Origin of the sequence: Comamonas sp. MYb396 (assembly GCF_037479555.1) — a bacterium.
Lineage (GTDB): Bacteria > Pseudomonadota > Gammaproteobacteria > Burkholderiales > Burkholderiaceae_C > Comamonas.
Genome location: NZ_JBBGYU010000002.1, coordinates 571,318 through 587,102 on the forward strand (window position 1 = coordinate 571,318; position 15,785 = coordinate 587,102).

Annotated in this window: 15 protein-coding genes; 8 read left to right on the top strand and 7 right to left on the bottom strand. The window is 66.4% G+C overall.

Annotated elements, in window-relative coordinates:
• Positions 1–18: 18 nt before the first annotated feature.
• Entirely contained in the window at positions 19–693 is a 675-nt protein-coding gene (locus WH265_RS06725) for a YitT family protein (protein WP_339534441.1), read from the bottom strand.
• Positions 694–855: 162 nt separating this feature from the next.
• Positions 856–1,350 (bottom strand): hypothetical protein, encoded by a 495-nt coding sequence (locus WH265_RS06730; RefSeq protein ID WP_021026490.1) that lies wholly within the window; start codon positions 1,348–1,350, stop codon positions 856–858.
• Between the two features lie 44 nt (positions 1,351–1,394).
• Here WH265_RS06730 and WH265_RS06735 point away from each other — a divergent pair, with 44 nt between their 5' ends.
• The 3 genes from WH265_RS06735 to WH265_RS06745 all read left to right on the top strand — a co-directional run bounded on the left by WH265_RS06735 (position 1,395) and on the right by WH265_RS06745 (position 2,963).
• Positions 1,395–1,601 (top strand): DUF3460 family protein, encoded by a 207-nt coding sequence (locus tag WH265_RS06735; protein WP_339557751.1) that lies wholly within the window; start codon positions 1,395–1,397, stop codon positions 1,599–1,601.
• 130 nt (positions 1,602–1,731) lie between these two features.
• Positions 1,732–2,529 (top strand): segregation and condensation protein A, encoded by a 798-nt coding sequence (locus tag WH265_RS06740; protein ID WP_230775496.1) that lies wholly within the window; start codon positions 1,732–1,734, stop codon positions 2,527–2,529.
• A 71-nt stretch (positions 2,530–2,600) separates the two neighbouring features.
• Positions 2,601–2,963 (top strand): 5-carboxymethyl-2-hydroxymuconate Delta-isomerase, encoded by a 363-nt coding sequence (locus WH265_RS06745; protein ID WP_021026493.1) that lies wholly within the window; start codon positions 2,601–2,603, stop codon positions 2,961–2,963.
• A gap of 122 nt (positions 2,964–3,085) precedes the next feature.
• Here the strand turns inward: WH265_RS06745 and WH265_RS06750 are convergent, their stop codons facing one another.
• A complete protein-coding gene (locus tag WH265_RS06750; RefSeq protein WP_445228496.1) occupies positions 3,086–4,654 on the bottom strand; it encodes a TerC family protein in 1,569 nt (522 codons plus the stop codon).
• Between the two features lie 243 nt (positions 4,655–4,897).
• Between WH265_RS06750 and WH265_RS06755 the strand changes: the two genes are divergently transcribed.
• Positions 4,898–5,179 carry a hypothetical protein gene (locus tag WH265_RS06755; RefSeq protein WP_339557753.1) on the top strand — a complete coding sequence of 94 codons (282 nt, stop codon included), beginning with the start codon at positions 4,898–4,900 and terminating at the stop codon, positions 5,177–5,179.
• 2 nt (positions 5,180–5,181) lie between these two features.
• Here the strand turns inward: WH265_RS06755 and WH265_RS06760 are convergent, their stop codons facing one another.
• Positions 5,182–7,026, bottom strand: coding sequence for a chorismate-binding protein (locus WH265_RS06760; protein WP_339557754.1), 1,845 nt, complete (start codon positions 7,024–7,026; stop codon positions 5,182–5,184).
• Between the two features lie 51 nt (positions 7,027–7,077).
• On the opposite strand from WH265_RS06760, the gene WH265_RS06765 reads away from it, so the two are divergent.
• The gene (locus WH265_RS06765; RefSeq protein WP_339557755.1) at positions 7,078–7,734 is read left to right on the top strand and encodes a tRNA-uridine aminocarboxypropyltransferase; all 657 of its coding nucleotides are present in this window, start codon (positions 7,078–7,080) and stop codon (positions 7,732–7,734) included.
• A 117-nt stretch (positions 7,735–7,851) separates the two neighbouring features.
• Positions 7,852–9,381: a M20/M25/M40 family metallo-hydrolase gene (locus tag WH265_RS06770; protein WP_339557756.1), complete on the top strand. Its 1,530-nt coding sequence runs from the start codon at positions 7,852–7,854 to the stop codon at positions 9,379–9,381.
• 52 nt (positions 9,382–9,433) lie between these two features.
• On the opposite strand, the gene WH265_RS06775 is transcribed toward WH265_RS06770, so the two are convergent.
• A complete protein-coding gene (locus WH265_RS06775) occupies positions 9,434–10,486 on the bottom strand; it encodes a purine-nucleoside phosphorylase (RefSeq protein WP_339557757.1) in 1,053 nt (350 codons plus the stop codon).
• 33 nt (positions 10,487–10,519) lie between these two features.
• Positions 10,520–11,509 (bottom strand): LysR family transcriptional regulator, encoded by a 990-nt coding sequence (locus WH265_RS06780; protein WP_339557758.1) that lies wholly within the window; start codon positions 11,507–11,509, stop codon positions 10,520–10,522.
• Between the two features lie 133 nt (positions 11,510–11,642).
• Here WH265_RS06780 and lysA point away from each other — a divergent pair, with 133 nt between their 5' ends.
• Positions 11,643–12,893: a diaminopimelate decarboxylase gene (lysA, locus tag WH265_RS06785; protein WP_339557759.1), complete on the top strand. Its 1,251-nt coding sequence runs from the start codon at positions 11,643–11,645 to the stop codon at positions 12,891–12,893.
• On the opposite strand, the gene WH265_RS06790 is transcribed toward lysA, so the two are convergent.
• A complete protein-coding gene (locus tag WH265_RS06790; RefSeq protein WP_339557760.1) occupies positions 12,894–14,303 on the bottom strand; it encodes an aminotransferase-like domain-containing protein in 1,410 nt (469 codons plus the stop codon). It lies immediately after the preceding gene.
• 143 nt (positions 14,304–14,446) lie between these two features.
• On the opposite strand from WH265_RS06790, the gene WH265_RS06795 reads away from it, so the two are divergent.
• Positions 14,447–15,733 (top strand): hydroxymethylglutaryl-CoA reductase, degradative, encoded by a 1,287-nt coding sequence (locus tag WH265_RS06795; protein WP_339517379.1) that lies wholly within the window; start codon positions 14,447–14,449, stop codon positions 15,731–15,733.
• Positions 15,734–15,785 lie beyond the last annotated feature (52 nt).

Here is a 15,785-nt window from a genome sequence, read left to right on the forward strand (position 1 = left end):
ACACGGACTCAGCCCCGGTCAGTTACCAGCGTAGCGGCCAGGACGGTGGCTGATCCACAAAAACACGCTCATGACGACGGCAGCCAGTACCGAGTAGGCCACGCGCTCGAATGGCACGACCCACAGCGCCAGCAGCACCACCGTGCAGTCGATGACCATCTGCACCTTGCCGGCGCGGATGCCATAGCGGTCCTGCAGGTAGAGCGACACAATGGTGGCGCCGCCCAGGCTGGAGCGGTGGCGCGCCAGAAAGAGGCAACCGGTGCCCATCAACAGGCCTCCGGCAATCGCGGCATACAGCGGGTTCAGGTAATCGATATGGATAAAGCGCGGCCCGATATCGACCAGCAGCGCCAGCATGGCCACCGAGACAAAGGTCTTGATCGTGAACTCCGGCCCCATGCGCGTCCAGGCGAACCAGTAAAACGGCAGATTGATCGCAAAGAAAATCGCGCCAAACGGCAGGCCAGTGGCGTAGTGCAGCAAGAACGCCAAACCTGCGGTGCTGCCCGTCAGCAGCCCGGCCTGCGCAAACAGCCCCAGGGTGATCGAGACAAACAGCGAGCCGGTGAACAGCGCCTGCGCATCTTCAAAGCGGCCATGGCGCAGCGCAGGGCCGAGCGACGCGGGCGCAGCAGCGACGGGGCCAGGCAGAGCCGTAGGGCCGTCAGGGCGGGATAGCGGTGAGGACATGTCGGGTTGACAGCAAGTTTCATGCCCGCGCAAGGGTGGTGCGCGGGGCTGCCTGGCATGGGTGATGCTAGGTATAAACCCGAATTTTAAAGAGTTTCAGCCGGTTACTGTTAGGCATATCCGCAACAGTTCAGGGCCCTTCAGTGCGAATGAAGGCAGCGCTCAGCGGCTATTCACCACCTGGGTGCTGTTGCTGCGCAGCACCTTGCCCTGGGCGTCGAACACCACGGTGAACAGCATCTTGGTGCTGGGCGGATCGATCCAGCCCCAGTCCCATTCGGCCTCGTTCTTCAGCGGATAGCTGGTGCGCTTGGCCGGCTGGCCCAGCAGGCGGCGGATCTGCTGCTGGTCCATGCCCGGCTGCACCTTGGCAAAGTAGGCGGGCGCCAGCACCTGGCGCAGCGCGCTCATCTTGCCGTCGGTGCCAATGGTGATCATGTAGTTCTGGGCACCGGCGGGCTGGCGGGTGTACTCCAGTGTGTGCGAGCCATCGGCCTCGTCCCAGATCTGGTTGGGCTCGCCAAAGCGGTCGCGCACGTCCTGCTCGGTGGAGACATGTTCTTCCAGTTCCTTGATGCGCTGCTGGTCGCAGCCCGCCAAAAACACGGAAACGGCCAGCGCAGAGGCGGCGATTGCAAGCTTGGTGACGAAGGACATGGTCAGGTTCGGTAGAATCCAGGCACAAGAGGTAAATATACGCTATGTCTTTCTTCCGCCGCCCCGACTACCAATCCGACACCACCCAGTTCCTGCTCAAGCTCAAGGCTGACAAGCCCGAGCTCGAACAAGGCCAGCGCGAAGGCCGCGCCCTGCTCTGGGACAAGGATCTGGACCGCCAGCAGCAAGCCGAGTACAAAACCGCACGTGTGGCGCAAAAGCCCTACGTGTACCAAACCAACCACGATTGATCGCCCTGCCCGCTGCCGGCCGCCTGGCCCCGCAGCGGCTTTCGATCCCGCATAGCCCCCGCGCATGGCAACACCCGGCAACCTGACCCAGGCTGAGGACGAGGCGCGCCCCGCCGCTGGGGCTGCCGCCATGCCCGAGGTGGTGGACCAGGTCGCGCTCGCCCGTCTCTACGGCGAGCCGCTGTTCGCCATGCCGACGGACCTGTACATCCCGCCCGATGCGCTCGAGGTGTTTCTGGAGGCTTTTGAAGGCCCGCTGGACTTGCTGCTCTACCTGATCCGCAAGCAGAACTTCAATATCCTCGACATCCCGATGCTGAGCGTCACGCGCCAGTACCTGAGCTATGTCGACGAGATCCGCAGCCGCAACCTGGAGCTGGCCGCCGAGTACCTGCTGATGGCCGCGATGCTGATCGAGATCAAGTCGCGCATGCTGCTGCCGCCCAAAAAGCAGGCCGAGGGCGAAGAGGCCGAAGACCCACGTGCCGAGCTGGTGCGCCGCCTGCTGGAGTACGAGCAGATGAAGCTGGCCGCCCAGGGCCTGGGCGCCGTGCCGCAGTATGGGCGCGACTTCATCAAGGCCCAGGTCTTTATCGAGCAGGCACTGCAGCCGCGCTTTCCCGATGTGGAGATGTCCGAGCTGCAGGAGGCCTGGCGCGACATCCTCAAACGCGCCAAGCTGGTGCAGACCCACAAGATCACCCGCGAAGAGCTCTCGGTGCGCGAGTACATGAGCGCCATCCTCAAGCGCCTGCAAGGCCGGCGCTTTGTCGAGTTCGAGGACATCTTCGAGCCGGAAAAAGGCAGCACCGTGCTGGTGGTCACCTTTATCGCGCTGCTGGAGCTGGCCAAGGAAACGCTGATCGAGATCACCCAGGCCGAAGCCTTTGCACCCATCTATGTGCGGCTGTCCTATACGCCCGTCTAGCTTCGCAGGATCGGACCGAGCCGCAGCCCAAGCCCCCTTTTCCCTGCCCTTTATTCCATCGGAGACACACCATGCCGCATCTCGTCATCGAATACACCAGCAACCTGGAGAACTTCCCCGAGGCCCATCTGCTCGATGCCCTCAACGCCGCCGTCATCGCCAGCGGCCAGGTGCAAAACGAGCAGGACCTCAAGAGCCGCACCGTGCGCACCGAGCAGTTCGTCATTGGCGCCGACCCCACCGCCCTGCGCGGCTTTGTGCATGCCGAGCTGCGCCTGCTGGCCGGCCGTACGCCCGAGGCCAAGCGTGACCTGTCCGACCGCATCGGCGCGGTGCTGCGCGAGTTCACGCCCCACCCCGAAGGCATGCTGGTGCAGCTGAGCGTGGACATTGTCGACATGGACCGGGGCGCGTACTACAAGGGTTCGCTGTAAAGCGCAACGCTTGACCGCGATACGTTCGCGGCACCATCAGGACAAAGGCCTGCCGTCTCTTGCGAGAGGGCAGGCCTTTTTCATGCAGCGGGCGGCACCAGAGGCCGCCGCCCACCCAGGGGTCAGTGCTCCAAAGTCGCCTGGCCCTTGCCGTCCTTCTCGATGCGGATCTTGCGCATCACGCCATCGGTGGCCTCGGTGACGGCGAACTGCCAGCCATCGATCACCACCACATCGCCTTGCTGGGGCAGCGCACCATTGAACTCGGTGAGCAGGCCGCCCAAGGTCGTGAAGGCATCGGCCGATGACACCAGTTCATTGGAGCCCAGCAGCTGCTGCACCATGTGCACATCGGCCGCGCCGCTGGCGATCCAGGTGTCGGGCTCGCCGTCCACCGCCTGGATCGTGAAGCTCTCGTCCTCGTCGGGGAACTCGCCGGCAATCGCCTCGAGCACATCGACGGGCGTCACCACGCCGCTCATCACATGGAACTCATTGATCACGATGACCATATGGCCCTTGGACTGGCGCAGGTCGTTGATCAGCGCGATCACGCCAGCGCCTTCGGGCACCATCAGCGGCTTGCGGATGGTGGCCGGCTGAATGGCGCCATGCTGCATCAGATCCATCAGCATGTCCTTGGCGCGCGCCACACCCTGGAGCTGGTCCACATGGCCCATGCATACCGGCAAGTGGCTGTGCGGGTTGTCGTTGAGCGAGCGTTGGATGGCCTCGGCATCGTCGCTCAGGTCCACCCAGTCCACATCCGAGACGGGCGTCATGATCGAGCGCACCTTGCGGTCGCCCAGCGACAGCACGCCGCTCACCATGATGCGCTCTTCCGGCGCAAAGGTCAGCTCGGCCTCGGCGGCAGCCGGGTCGTCCTGCGCATGCTCGGTCTGGGCCTGGCCGCTGCGGCCGGCCATCAGCGACAGCACCTTCATCGCCGTGCGCTCGCGCATCGGCACGCGCTGCTCATGGCGGATCGCATTGCGCGAGGACACCTGGTTGAAGGTCTCGATCAGGATCGAGAAACCAATGGCGGCGTACAGATAGCCCTTGGGCACATGGAAGCCCAGGCCTTCGGCCACCAGGCTGAAGCCGATCATCAGCAGGAAGCTCAGGCAGAGGATGACGATGGTCGGGTGCGCATTGACAAAGCGGGTCAGCGGCTTGGAGGCAAACAGCATCACACCGATCGAGATGATGACGGCTGCCATCATCACGCCCAGGTTGTTGACCATGCCGACGGCCGTGATCACGGCATCGAGCGAGAAGACCGCATCGAGCACCACGATCTGCGCGACCACGGCCGAGAAGCTGGCGTAGACCGTGCTGCTCGACTTGCTCATGCTCACGCCTTCCATGCGCTCATGCAGCTCGGTCGTGGCCTTGAACAGCAGGAACAGTCCGCCCAGCAGCAAAATGAGGTCGCGCCCCGAAAAACTGAGCGGCCCGACGGAAAACAGCGGTTGTGTGAGCGTCACCAGCCAGGAGATGGCGGTCAGCAGACCCAGGCGCATCACCAGGGCCAAGGACAGGCCGATGACACGTGCCCGGTCCCGCTGGTGGGGCGGCAGCTTGTCGGCCAGGATCGCGATAAAGATGAGATTGTCTATGCCCAGAACGATTTCGAGCACCACCAAGGTGACGAGACCAATCCATATCTGCGGGTCGGAGAGCAGCTCGATCATGCGGCGCTCCCTTCAAGGGGCAGAGACACCGTCAGCGGTGTACTGGGGCTAGAACGAAAGGACAGCGACAGCGTGGTCGCGCAAGGGAGAGGCTCAGGGTCCGGGTTGTCGGGCATAAAATCCGAAGGGTTGCTAAACAGCCTCCATCCTAACGTGCAGCACAAAAACCCTTGGAGTCTGGCCCATTCGTCGCGGTAGCGGCATGCTGCACCAGCCCCCTATCTCGAACGCTCAGCCCTTATGCCCTCTTCTTTGACCGATGAAGATTTGCTCGCGATGGAACAGCGCTTGGCAGCCACGCAAACAGGGCCATGGACATCCAATGTTGAAGGTCGCGACCATACATGCGGTTCCGACTTTATCCAAACCGGTGAAGGTGCCGCCCGAGGCGAAGACATCGAACTGAGCGGCGCGACCGTTGCGGACCAGGATTTCATCGCCGCGGCGCGGCAAGATATGCCGCGCCTCTTGGCCGAGGTTCGAGCACTGAGAAAACGGCTGGCGTCTTCCAGCCAGCAATAAGCCTATGGGCCTGGGTCAGCCTGCGGCCAGACCGGCACCTCACCCAGCACCTGTGCCGGAATCCAGCCGCGCAGGCTGTTGAGAAAAGCCCAGGCCTGCACACGCGGCACATCGCTCAGGGTCACCACGCCTTCCACCACCTGACCTGCCTCCAGCGCCAGGCGGCGCCCCACACCGGGCAGCAGGCCGCAATGCAGCGCGGGGGTGACCCAGCGGCCATCAAGTTGCATGACAATATTGCCCCGGGTGGTCTCGGTGATCTCGCCGGCCTCGTTCCACAGCAGGGTGTCGAACACGCTGCTGTCTTGCGGCGCCCAGCGCTCGTAGTGCGCGCGGCGGCTGGTTTTGAAGCGCACAAACTCGCCATGCGCCTCGGCCAGCGGCGCGGGCGCCCATTGCAGCGCCACCTGCGCGGGCGATGGCGGGCAGGCAAAGGCCTCGGCCTGGAACCTGCCCTCCGCATCCAGCAGCAAGCGCAGCCGCCACAGGCCTTGCGGGTGGGATGCAGCTAGGCCGTCCAAAGCCGCTTGCGCGGCCGCCGTATCCCAGCGGTAGCCAAAATGCGCGGCGGCACCGGCCATGCGCGCCAGGTGCAGCGCGGCATGGCGCAGCTGGCCACCGTCCAGCGCCAAGGTCTCGATCAGGCCAAAGGGCATGCTGGCCCGCTCCAGAAAGGCACGTTTGTGCATCCATTCGCGCCACTCACCGTCAGCAGTGGCATCGGCGGTGATGCCGCTGCCAATGCCGCATTGCAGCTGCCGGCCACGTAGGGTCACCGTGCGGATGGGGACATTGAAGGTCGCGCGTATGCCCCCTGCGCCATCGGAGCGCACCACGCCCAAGGCGCCACAGTACCAGCCGCGCGGCCCAAGTTCCAACTCGGCAATCGCCTGCATGGCCGCCCGCTTGGGCGCGCCGGTGACCGAGCCACAGGGAAACAAGGCCTGCAGCACATCGGCCAGGCCCGTGCCCTGGGGCAGGCGGGCCCGCACATCCGAGGTCATCTGCCAGACGGTGGGGAGGGCCTGCAGCGCAAACAGCTGGGGCACCTGCACACTGCCCAGCTCGGCGATGCGCGCCAGGTCATTGCGCAGCAGGTCGACCACCATCACGTTTTCAGCCCGCTCCTTGGCCGATGCGCGCAAGGCTTGGGCCTGGGCTTCGTCCTGCGCGGGGCTGGCGCCCCTTGCGGCCGTGCCCTTCATCGGACGGGTGAGGATGTCGCCCGCTCCCTCGGCCGGCTGCTGCCAGTCAAAAAACAGCTCGGGCGATACCGACAGCAGCTGCTCCTCGCCCCTGTCGATATGCAGCGCATAGCCGCCGGGCTGGGCCTGCTGCAGCGCGGCAAACAGCGCGGCGCCATCTACGTTGCCGCCGCCAGGCAAGGCGCTGTGGCCTTGCAGCTGCTGGGTGTAGTTGATCTGGTAATAGGCGCCGCTGCGGATATCGGTATGGATGCGCGCCATCTGCGTATCGAACTGCGGGCGGGCGAGCGTGCTGCGCCACTGCACTTGCACGGCAGGCGTCTCTGCCTCAGGCAGCTGCGCGATGTCAACAGCTGGCGCATCCCACACCGCAAACCAGGCCAGCGGCTCGCCGCTGGGCACGGCCTGTGTCGGCAAATAGGGGTTCAGCGCCGTGGCGGCCTCATAGCGCAGGCCGCCCACGCAGCAGGCCCCGGCGCGCGCGGCCTGCTCCACGGCATCCAGCAACGCCCGCAACGATGGCGCATCCTGCGCCTCCAGCACCCGGTCGGGACCCGTCAGGTTCAGGCGCAGGCGCTCCCGTTCGCCAGACAAAGGCTGGCCCATGTCGATGCGGGCAGAAAAGGGCTTGTGCGCTGTCATAGGGGCGCCAGCATAGCGGCCTGGCCTTGTCCTTGCAGCACAATAGCCATCTTGTCCGCTTCTCACGCCACACCTGTGCCCTCCGCCCCGCGCCGCGCCCAATGCCCCAACTGCCTGCGTCCGCAAAGCGCCTGCATCTGCGCGCTGGCGCAGCCGGTGCAGGCTGCCACCCAGGTGCTGATCCTGCAGCACCCGCTGGAGCTGCAGGAGGCCAAGGGCACCGCGCGCCTGCTGCACTTGTGCCTGCCGGGCAGCCGGCTGGAAGTGAACGAGGCCTTTGCGCCCCAGCAGTTGCAGCAATGGCTGTACGGCGCCTGGCCCGGCGCCGAGGCACCGCAGCAAACCATGCTGCTCTACCCCCAGACACCCGACCAGCCCGCCGCCTTGGCGGCGCTGACGGACGATGACGCGCCAGCACCCGTCCGACGCCTGGTGCTGATCGATGGCACCTGGCGCAAGAGCCGCAAGATGCTTTACGCCAACCCGCTGCTGGCCCAGTTGCCCCGCCTGGCGCTGGCGGACACCGGGCCGGCCGGCTACCGCATCCGCAAGGCGCCGCGCGCAGGCCAGCTCTCGACCCTGGAGGCCGCTGCGCTGGCGCTGCAGCAGCTGGAGGCTTGGCCCGATGGCGCCCCGCCGCTGCAGGCGCTGCAGCAGTCGTTTGACGGGCTGATCGCACAGTACGAACGCCTGCGTGCAGCACATTAATAATTGGCGCCCTGGCGACAATGCGCCCGCCTGCGCGCCCGTGGGTGAGCGCGCACTCGGACATACTCCAGGCCATTGCTTATCCTCGTATTTCCATTTCTCTGACGGAGCCCTTGCATGAAGTTCTCGACCCTCACCCTGCTCAGCGCCGCGCTGTGCGCCGCCGGCCTGGCCCAGGCCGCTGCCCCCTCGGATGCCGCCGTGCAAAAAGCCAGCAGCGCCAGCCTGCGCGAATGGATCGAGGTGCTGGCGCTGCCCAATGACTCGAATGTGGCGGCCGATATCGAGAAGAATGCGCAGTGGTTCAAGGCGGCGCTGGACAAGCGCGGCTTCCAGACCCAGCTGCTGCCCAACCAGGGCAAGCCCATGGTGCTGGCCACCCTGCCGCCCGTGCCCGGCGCCACCAAGACCGTGCTGTTCTACGCCCATATGGATGGCCAGGCGGTGACGCCTGCCGAATGGCAGCAGGAGAGCCCCTGGAAGCCGGTGCTCAAGGAACGCCAGGCCGATGGCACCTGGAAAGAGATTGCGCTCGACCAGCTCTACGGCGCCCAGCCCAACCCCGAGTGGCGCGTGTTTGGCCGCTCCTCGTCCGATGACAAGGCCCCCATCATCATGCTGATGGCCGCCCTTGATGCGCTGCAGCAGCAGGGTCTGGCGCCCAGCACGAATATCAAGATCCTGCTCGACTCGGAAGAGGAAAAAGGCTCGCCATCGCTGGGCGGCGTCATCAACGCCAACCTGGACGCCTTGAAGGCCGATGCACTGCTGGTGCTCGATGGCCCCATGCATGCCAGCAACCGCCCCACCCTGGTGTTTGGCAACCGGGGCGTGGCCCAGGCCACCTTGACCCTCTATGGCCCGAGCCAGGATCTGCACAGCGGCCACTACGGCAACTATGCCGCCAATCCCGCCTTCACGATGGCGCAGCTGCTCGCCTCGATGAAGGCGCCCGATGGCCGTGTGCTAGTCAAGGGCTACTACGACGGCATCAGTTTTGATGCCCCAACGCAGGCGGTGATGAAGGCCGTGCCCGATGACGAAGTCGCGCTGCGCAAGCGCCTGGGCATTGCCCAGGCCGAGAAGGTGGGCAACAACTACCAGGAAGCGATGCAGTACCCCTCGCTCAATGTGCGCGGCCTGCAAAGCGCCGATGTAGGCGCCAAGGCCCGCACCGTGGTGCCCGCCCAGGCGATTGCCGAGCTGGACCTGCGCACGGTGCCCGAAACCCCACCCGAGCGCCTGCTGCAGCTGCTCAAGACCCATATCGAAGGCCAGGGCTTCACCCTGATTGACGGCGAGCCCAGCGCCGAGCAGCGCGCCCAGTACCCCAAGCTGGCGAGCCTGAAGATGGGCGGCGTATCGGCCTCATCCAGCGCCGTGCGCACCGACCTGAACGCCCCCATTGGAGACTGGCTGCGCCAGGGCATGCAGCAGGCCTGGGGCCAGGCCCCTGTGCAGATCCGCATGATGGGCGGCACGGTGCCCACCGGCGCTGCGGTGCAGGCGCTCAAAGTCCCCTTTGTGATCGTGCCCATGGTGAACGCCGACAACAACCAGCACAGCAAGAACGAGAACATGCGCCTGGGCAACTACTTCGATGGCGTCAAGAGCCTGGCATCCATCCTGAGCCAGCCCTGGAAATAAGCCCCAAAAAAAGGCCCCCCAAGCGGGGGCCTGCTGTGCGTAGCGGTTTTGCTCAGCGCTGTGCCGGCACGCCATCCTTCCACTGCGGCCAGTCCTTGACGACGGTGTCGACAAAGACGCCGCCCACGGCCGCCACATTCGCCACCGTCTCGGCAAAGCCGCCTGCGGTTTCGCCGGGCTTGGGGTCCAGGTGGGCCTGGGTGGTTTCCTGCGGGTTGCCCTGGTCAAAATTGACCGAGCCGCGCAGGCTCAGAATGCGGTCCGTGCCATGGCTGCGCTTGAGCACCAGTGCAATGGCCGCGGCCTCCATCTCGGTGGCGACATAGTCGTCCGCACCGTAGAGCTTGGCGATGTACTGCGCCTCTTGGGACAGGCCCGGGCCGTGGAAGAAGGTGTCGCCCGTCATATGCGTGCCCACATGCACGCTGGGCGCCTGGCGCGCGGCCGCATCGGGGTAGCGCATGCGGTAGCGCTGGGCTGCGTCGCTGTCTTGCAGCGGCACGGCGCGGCTCATTGCATAGGCGGCTTGGGTCAGGGCCGGGTTCAGCGCAAAGCGGCGGTAGTCCTCATAGCCCTTGCGTGGCATAAAGACGGGCGCACCGGCCTGGCCCTCTTCCGGCGCCCAGCGGTGACCCAGGTCGTAGTCGACCAGCCAGCTGCCCCAGGTCACATCGCCAATGGTGCCGCGCGAAGGCGGGGTGCCGGCCACGCCGCTGATCACATAGTAGGCCTGGTCAAAATTGAACTGCGGGTTCAGCACGATGGCCTGTATCGAGGCCGAGGCATTGACTTTGCCCATGCCCAGCACGCTGCCGCAAACGCCATCGGCATTGCAGAACACCGGCCCCAGCGCGCCGGACACCTGGATCGGCTGGGCATCGCGGAAGTAGCGCTCATACCAGTGCTGGAACTCACCAGCCCGGTCGCCGGTGTTGGCACCGATCTCGAACATGGCCGCGACAAACACCTTGACCTGGACCGGTGGCGAAGCCTGCGCGGTCAGCGCCGCGTTGCGGCTGGTGCTGGCACAACCTGACAGCAGCGCCAGCAGCAAGGCGCTGGCGCACAGCGGCCGGGCGAGAGAGCGAAGCGGGGCACGGGACATGGGGCATTTCTCCTGGGTCAGATCACCGGCCTATCACTGCGGCCCGGCATGCTGCGCATTGTAGGTCGGCAGGCTGGCTGCAGCCTGGCCCAGCGCGCTCAGCAAGGCATCGACTTCGGGCACCGCTGCCCGGTGCAGCGGCAGCAGCACCTGGGTGCGGAACGGAATCGAAAAGGCCAGCGGCCGCTGCACCAGGCCCTGGCCCAGGCAGGCCTGTGCGGTGAAGGGGTTCACGATCGCCAGGCCCAGGCCGTTTTGCACCATCGCGCAGACCGCCACGGCGCTGTGCGTCTCCAGCAGCATCTGCCGGCCCACGCCGGCATCGGCAAACACCTGGTCGATCTGGATGCGGTAGGGGTCGCCCTCGGCCAGGCTGATAAAGGCCTGGTCGGCAAAGTCAGCAGGCTCCAGCCTGGGCTTGCGCGCCAGCGGGTGGCCTGCGGGCAGCACCGCGACCTCATCCACCGCCGGCAGCGCCACCGCGCGCGTGCCTGCTGGCGCCTCGCCCTGCTCGGTCAGCCCCAGGTCATAGCGCTGGGCTGCCATCCACTGCTGCAACAGCGGCGCCTCCTGGGTGGCGACGCTGACCGCCACCGGCCCCTGCGCCTGCTGCATGCGCGCCAGCGCTGCCGGCAGCAGCGCATGGCTGAGCGCGGGCATGCTCAGCACACTGATGCGCGCCGCCTGCGGGCGTGACAATGCGACGGCCCGGTCAATCACCCGGTCCAAGCCCTGCCAGCTGCGCTGCACCTCTTCCCACAGCGCCAAGGCGCGCGCATTGGGCCGCAACCTGCCCTGCACCCGCTCAAACAGCGGGTAGCCCAGCAGCTGCTCCATGCGCGCCAGATCGCGGCTCACCGTAGGCTGGGAGCTGAACAGCAGGCCCGCCGCGCCGGTCACGCCCCCGGCCAGCATGACGGCGCGGAACACCTCGATATGGCGGTGCTGCAGCCGGGGCGCTGAGGGGCTGGGCTCCCGGGAGGGATCGGAAGCGGATGAGACGGGGGCTGGCGAACGGGGCATGGCTGGTAAGCGATACGAGTTAGACATATCCATTATGAATGACATGCCGATAAATAAGCATTAGACCAAATACCCCAGCCCGGGCACACTGGCAGCCTGTTTCCTTTGATTCCCTGCCCCTGGCACACCGACTATGAGCAACCCCTTTACCCCCGATCTGCTGTGGCAGCTGGCCGATGACTTCAACACCCCGCTGTGGGTCTATGACGCCGCCACCATCGGCCGGCGCATTGCCGAGCTGCAGGCATTTGATACGGTGCGCTTTGCCCAGAAGGCCTGCTCCAATATCCATGTGCTGCAACTGATGCGGGCGCAAGGCGTCAAGGTCGATGCAGTCTCGCGCGGCGAAGTGCTGCGCGCGCTCGCGGCTGGCTACCAAGGCGGCTTTGGCGAACCCTCCGACATCGTGTTCACCGCCGATGTGATGGACGAGGCCACCTTGGCCACCGTGGTCGAGCACCAGATCCCCGTCAATGCCGGCTCCATCGACATGCTGCACCAGCTGGGCCAGGCCTCGCCCGGCCATGCGGTCTGGCTGCGCATCAACCCCGGCTTTGGCCATGGCCACAGCAACAAGACCAATACCGGCGGCGAGCACAGCAAGCACGGCATCTGGCACAGCGACCTGACGATGGCGCTGGCGGTGATCGCCGAGCGCGGCCTGCAGCTGGTGGGCCTGCACATGCACATCGGCTCGGGCGTGGACTACGGTCACCTGCAAGAGGTCTGCGGCGCGATGGTGCAGCTGGTCGAGCGCACCCATGCGGCCGGCCACCGCCTGCAGGCCATCTCGGCCGGCGGCGGCCTGTCCATCCCCTACAAGGACGGTGACGCGACCATCGACACCCAGCACTACTTTGGCCTCTGGGATGCCGCGCGCAAGCAGGCCGAGGCGCTGGTGGGCCACCACCTGGGGCTGGAGCTGGAACCCGGCCGCTACCTGGTGGCCGAATCGGGCGTGCTGCTGGGGACGGTGCGCGCCACCAAGGATGCCGGCAGCAACCACTTTGTGCTGGTCGATACCGGCTTCAACGAGCTGATGCGCCCGGCGATGTACGGCAGCTACCACGGCATGCATGTGCAGCGCCGTGGCGCCGGCGTGCTGCCAGTGCAGCGCAAGGCCGTTGTCGCCGGTCCGCTGTGCGAATCGGGGGATGTCTTCACCCAGGGCGAATCCGGCGTGGTGCTGCCCCGTCCACTGGGCGATGCACAAGTGGGCGACCTGCTGGTGATCCACGACACCGGTGCCTACGGCGCTTCGATGTCCAGCAACTACAACAGCCGCCCGCTGGCCGCTGAGGTGCTGGTCGACAACGGCCAGGCCCGCCTTATCCGCCGCCGCCAGACGGTCGAAGAGCTGCTGGCGCTGGAGCTGGGCCTCTGATCAGCGCGGGGCCGCGCGCCACGGCGCCATTGCCGCGTCCAGGCGCGGGGACTGCATGGCCCCGACATTGCAGCGTGACCAGCGCGAGGTCGCGCTGCTGTCCAGGCTGAACACCCGGCCCGGCGCCATCGTCACCTGCCGGGCCCGCAGTTGCTCGGCCAGTTGCGCGGAATCCTCGCAGCCGGGAAAGGCCGCCCACAGGTACAGCGACTGCTCGCTGCGCGCAAACACCTCGCAGCCCTGGCGGTCCATCCATGCCAGCGCCTGCGCCGTGGCCTGGCCCAGGCGCCCGCGCAGGCGCACCAGGTGCCGCTCGTACTGGCCTTCGCGCAGCATCACATCGACCATGCGCTCGCAGTACTCCGAGCCGCTCACATGGATGAGGCTGCGCAGATCGGCGAGGTCACTGGCCAGATCGGGGTGACAGGCGATAAAGCCCACCCGCAGCGCCGCCGAGAACGACTTGGAAAAGCTGCCGATGTAGATCGTGCGCGCCAGCTGGTCCAGCACCGACAGGCGTGTGGCCGAGGTCGGTTTGAAATCGGCCAACGGGTCGTTTTCGACGATCAGCATCTGCTGCTGGCCGGCCAGCTGCAAGATGCGCCAGGCCTTGGCAGCACTCAGGTCCGAGCCTGTGGGGTTGTGCGCCAGGGATTGGGTAAAAAAGAGGCGCGGGCGCTCGGTCTGCAGCAGCCGCTCCAGCGCCAGCACATCCGGGCCATCGGCCTGGCGCGGCACGCCCAGCACGCGGGCACCGGCGAGCTTGAGCTTGCCAAACAGCAGGTAGTAGCCCGGGTCGTCCACCAGCACCGTCGTGCCCGGCGTCACCCAGTGGCGGATGACCAGGTCGAGTGCGTCGTTGGCGCCTTGGGTCAGCAGCAGCTGCTGGGAGGTCACCTCCAGGCCGAACACGCCGAGCTTGCGCACCAGGCTCTCCCGCAACGGCGCATAGCCCATGCGGCTGCCGTAGCGGAACAGCGCGCCCAGCCCCGTGCGCACCACTTGGTGGTGGTAGCGGTCCAGCCGCATATCGGCCAGCCAATCCACCGGCGGAAAACCATCGCCCAGCGCCAGCGCATCGGGCTGGGTCTTGAGCTGCTCGCGCATCAGCCAGACCACATCCATCGCGCGCTGCAGCGGCGCGCTGTCCTCGGCCGCAGGCAGCGCTGCCACCGGGCGCTGGGCCAGCACATAAAAGCCCGAGCCGCGCCGCGCCTCGACCAGGCCGCGCGAGACCAGCAGCTCAAAGGCCGCCACCACGGTGTTCTTGGCATAGCCATGCAGCTGCGCCAGCGCGCGCAGCGACGGCAGCTTGTCACCCGCGCGCAGCACGCCATCGGCCATCTGCCGGCCCAGCATCGCGGCCAGGTTTTCTGCAATCGAGGCCTTGCGGCCAGAGGCGGGTGGCATGGATGTTCCTTTGGGAAAGCCAGGCCCCGATGCTGCAATGCAGCAGCACTGTCCCGGCAAACTGTACCTGTCTAGAAGGGTACAGTTTAGGTAGATTGGTGGCCTTCGTTTCGCATTCCTCAAAAAATCACCAGGAGACACCAATGGCCACCGATTCCCGTCTGCCACAGTTCCGCGCCCTCAGCCCCGCCCAGCGCTGGGATGTCATCGCCAAGGCCTGCCAGCTGAGCGACGAAGACCGCGCGCTGCTGACCCAGCCAGGGGCCCTGCCCACGCATGTGGCTGACGGCATGATCGAAAACGTGATCGGCACCTTTGAGCTGCCGATGGGCGTGGCCGGCAACTTCCAGGTCAATGGCCGCGATGTGCTGGTGCCGTTGGCGGTCGAGGAGCCCTCGATCATCGCGGCGGCCTCGTACATGGCCAAGCTGGCACGCGAGGACGGGGGTTTTCAGACCTCCAGCACCCAGCCGCTGATGCGTGCCCAGGTGCAGATTGTCGGCATTCAGGACCCCTATGGCGTGCGGTTGGCGCTGTACCAGGCGCGCGAACAGATCCTGGCGCTGGCCAACAGCCGCGACAAGGTGCTGATTGGCCTGGGCGGCGGCTGCAAGGACATCGAAGTGCATGTCTTCCCCGACTCGCCCCGAGGCCCCATGGTGGTCATGCACCTGATCGTCGATGTGCGCGATGCGATGGGCGCCAACACCGTCAACACCATGGCCGAATCGGTCTCGCCGCTGGTCGAGCAGATCACTGGCGGCGCGGTGCGGCTGCGCATTCTGTCCAACCTGGCCGATCTGCGCCTGGCCCGCGCCCGCGTGCGCCTGACGCCCCAGACGCTGAAGACCGCAGAGCGCAGTGGCGAGGAAATCATCGAGGGCGTGCTCGATGCCTACACCTTTGCCGCCATCGACCCCTACCGCGCAGCCACCCACAACAAGGGCATCATGAACGGCATCGACCCGGTCATCGTCGCCACCGGCAACGACTGGCGTGCGGTGGAGGCCGGCGCCCATGCCTATGCCAGCCGCAACGGGCGCTACACCTCGCTCACCACCTGGGAGAAAGATGGCAGCGGCGCGCTGGTCGGCACCATCGAGCTGCCGATGCCCGTGGGCCTGGTGGGCGGCGCGACCAAGACGCATCCGCTGGCGCGCCTGGCGCTGAAGATCATGGACGTGAAATCGGCCCAGGAGCTGGGCGAGATTGCCGCGGCCGTCGGCCTGGCGCAAAACCTGGGCGCGCTGCGGGCGCTGGCCACCGAAGGCATCCAGCGCGGCCACATGGCCTTGCATGCCCGCAATATCGCGCTGGTGGCCGGGGCCGTGGGTGCGGAGGTCGACCAGGTCGCCAAGCGCCTGGCCGCCGAGCACGATGTGCGCACCGACCGCGCGCTGGAAGTACTGGCCGAGCTGCGCGCGCGCTGAACCTGATCCAGCGGGGGCCCGCCGGTCACCAAGTTGACTGTGGCCGCCCCGC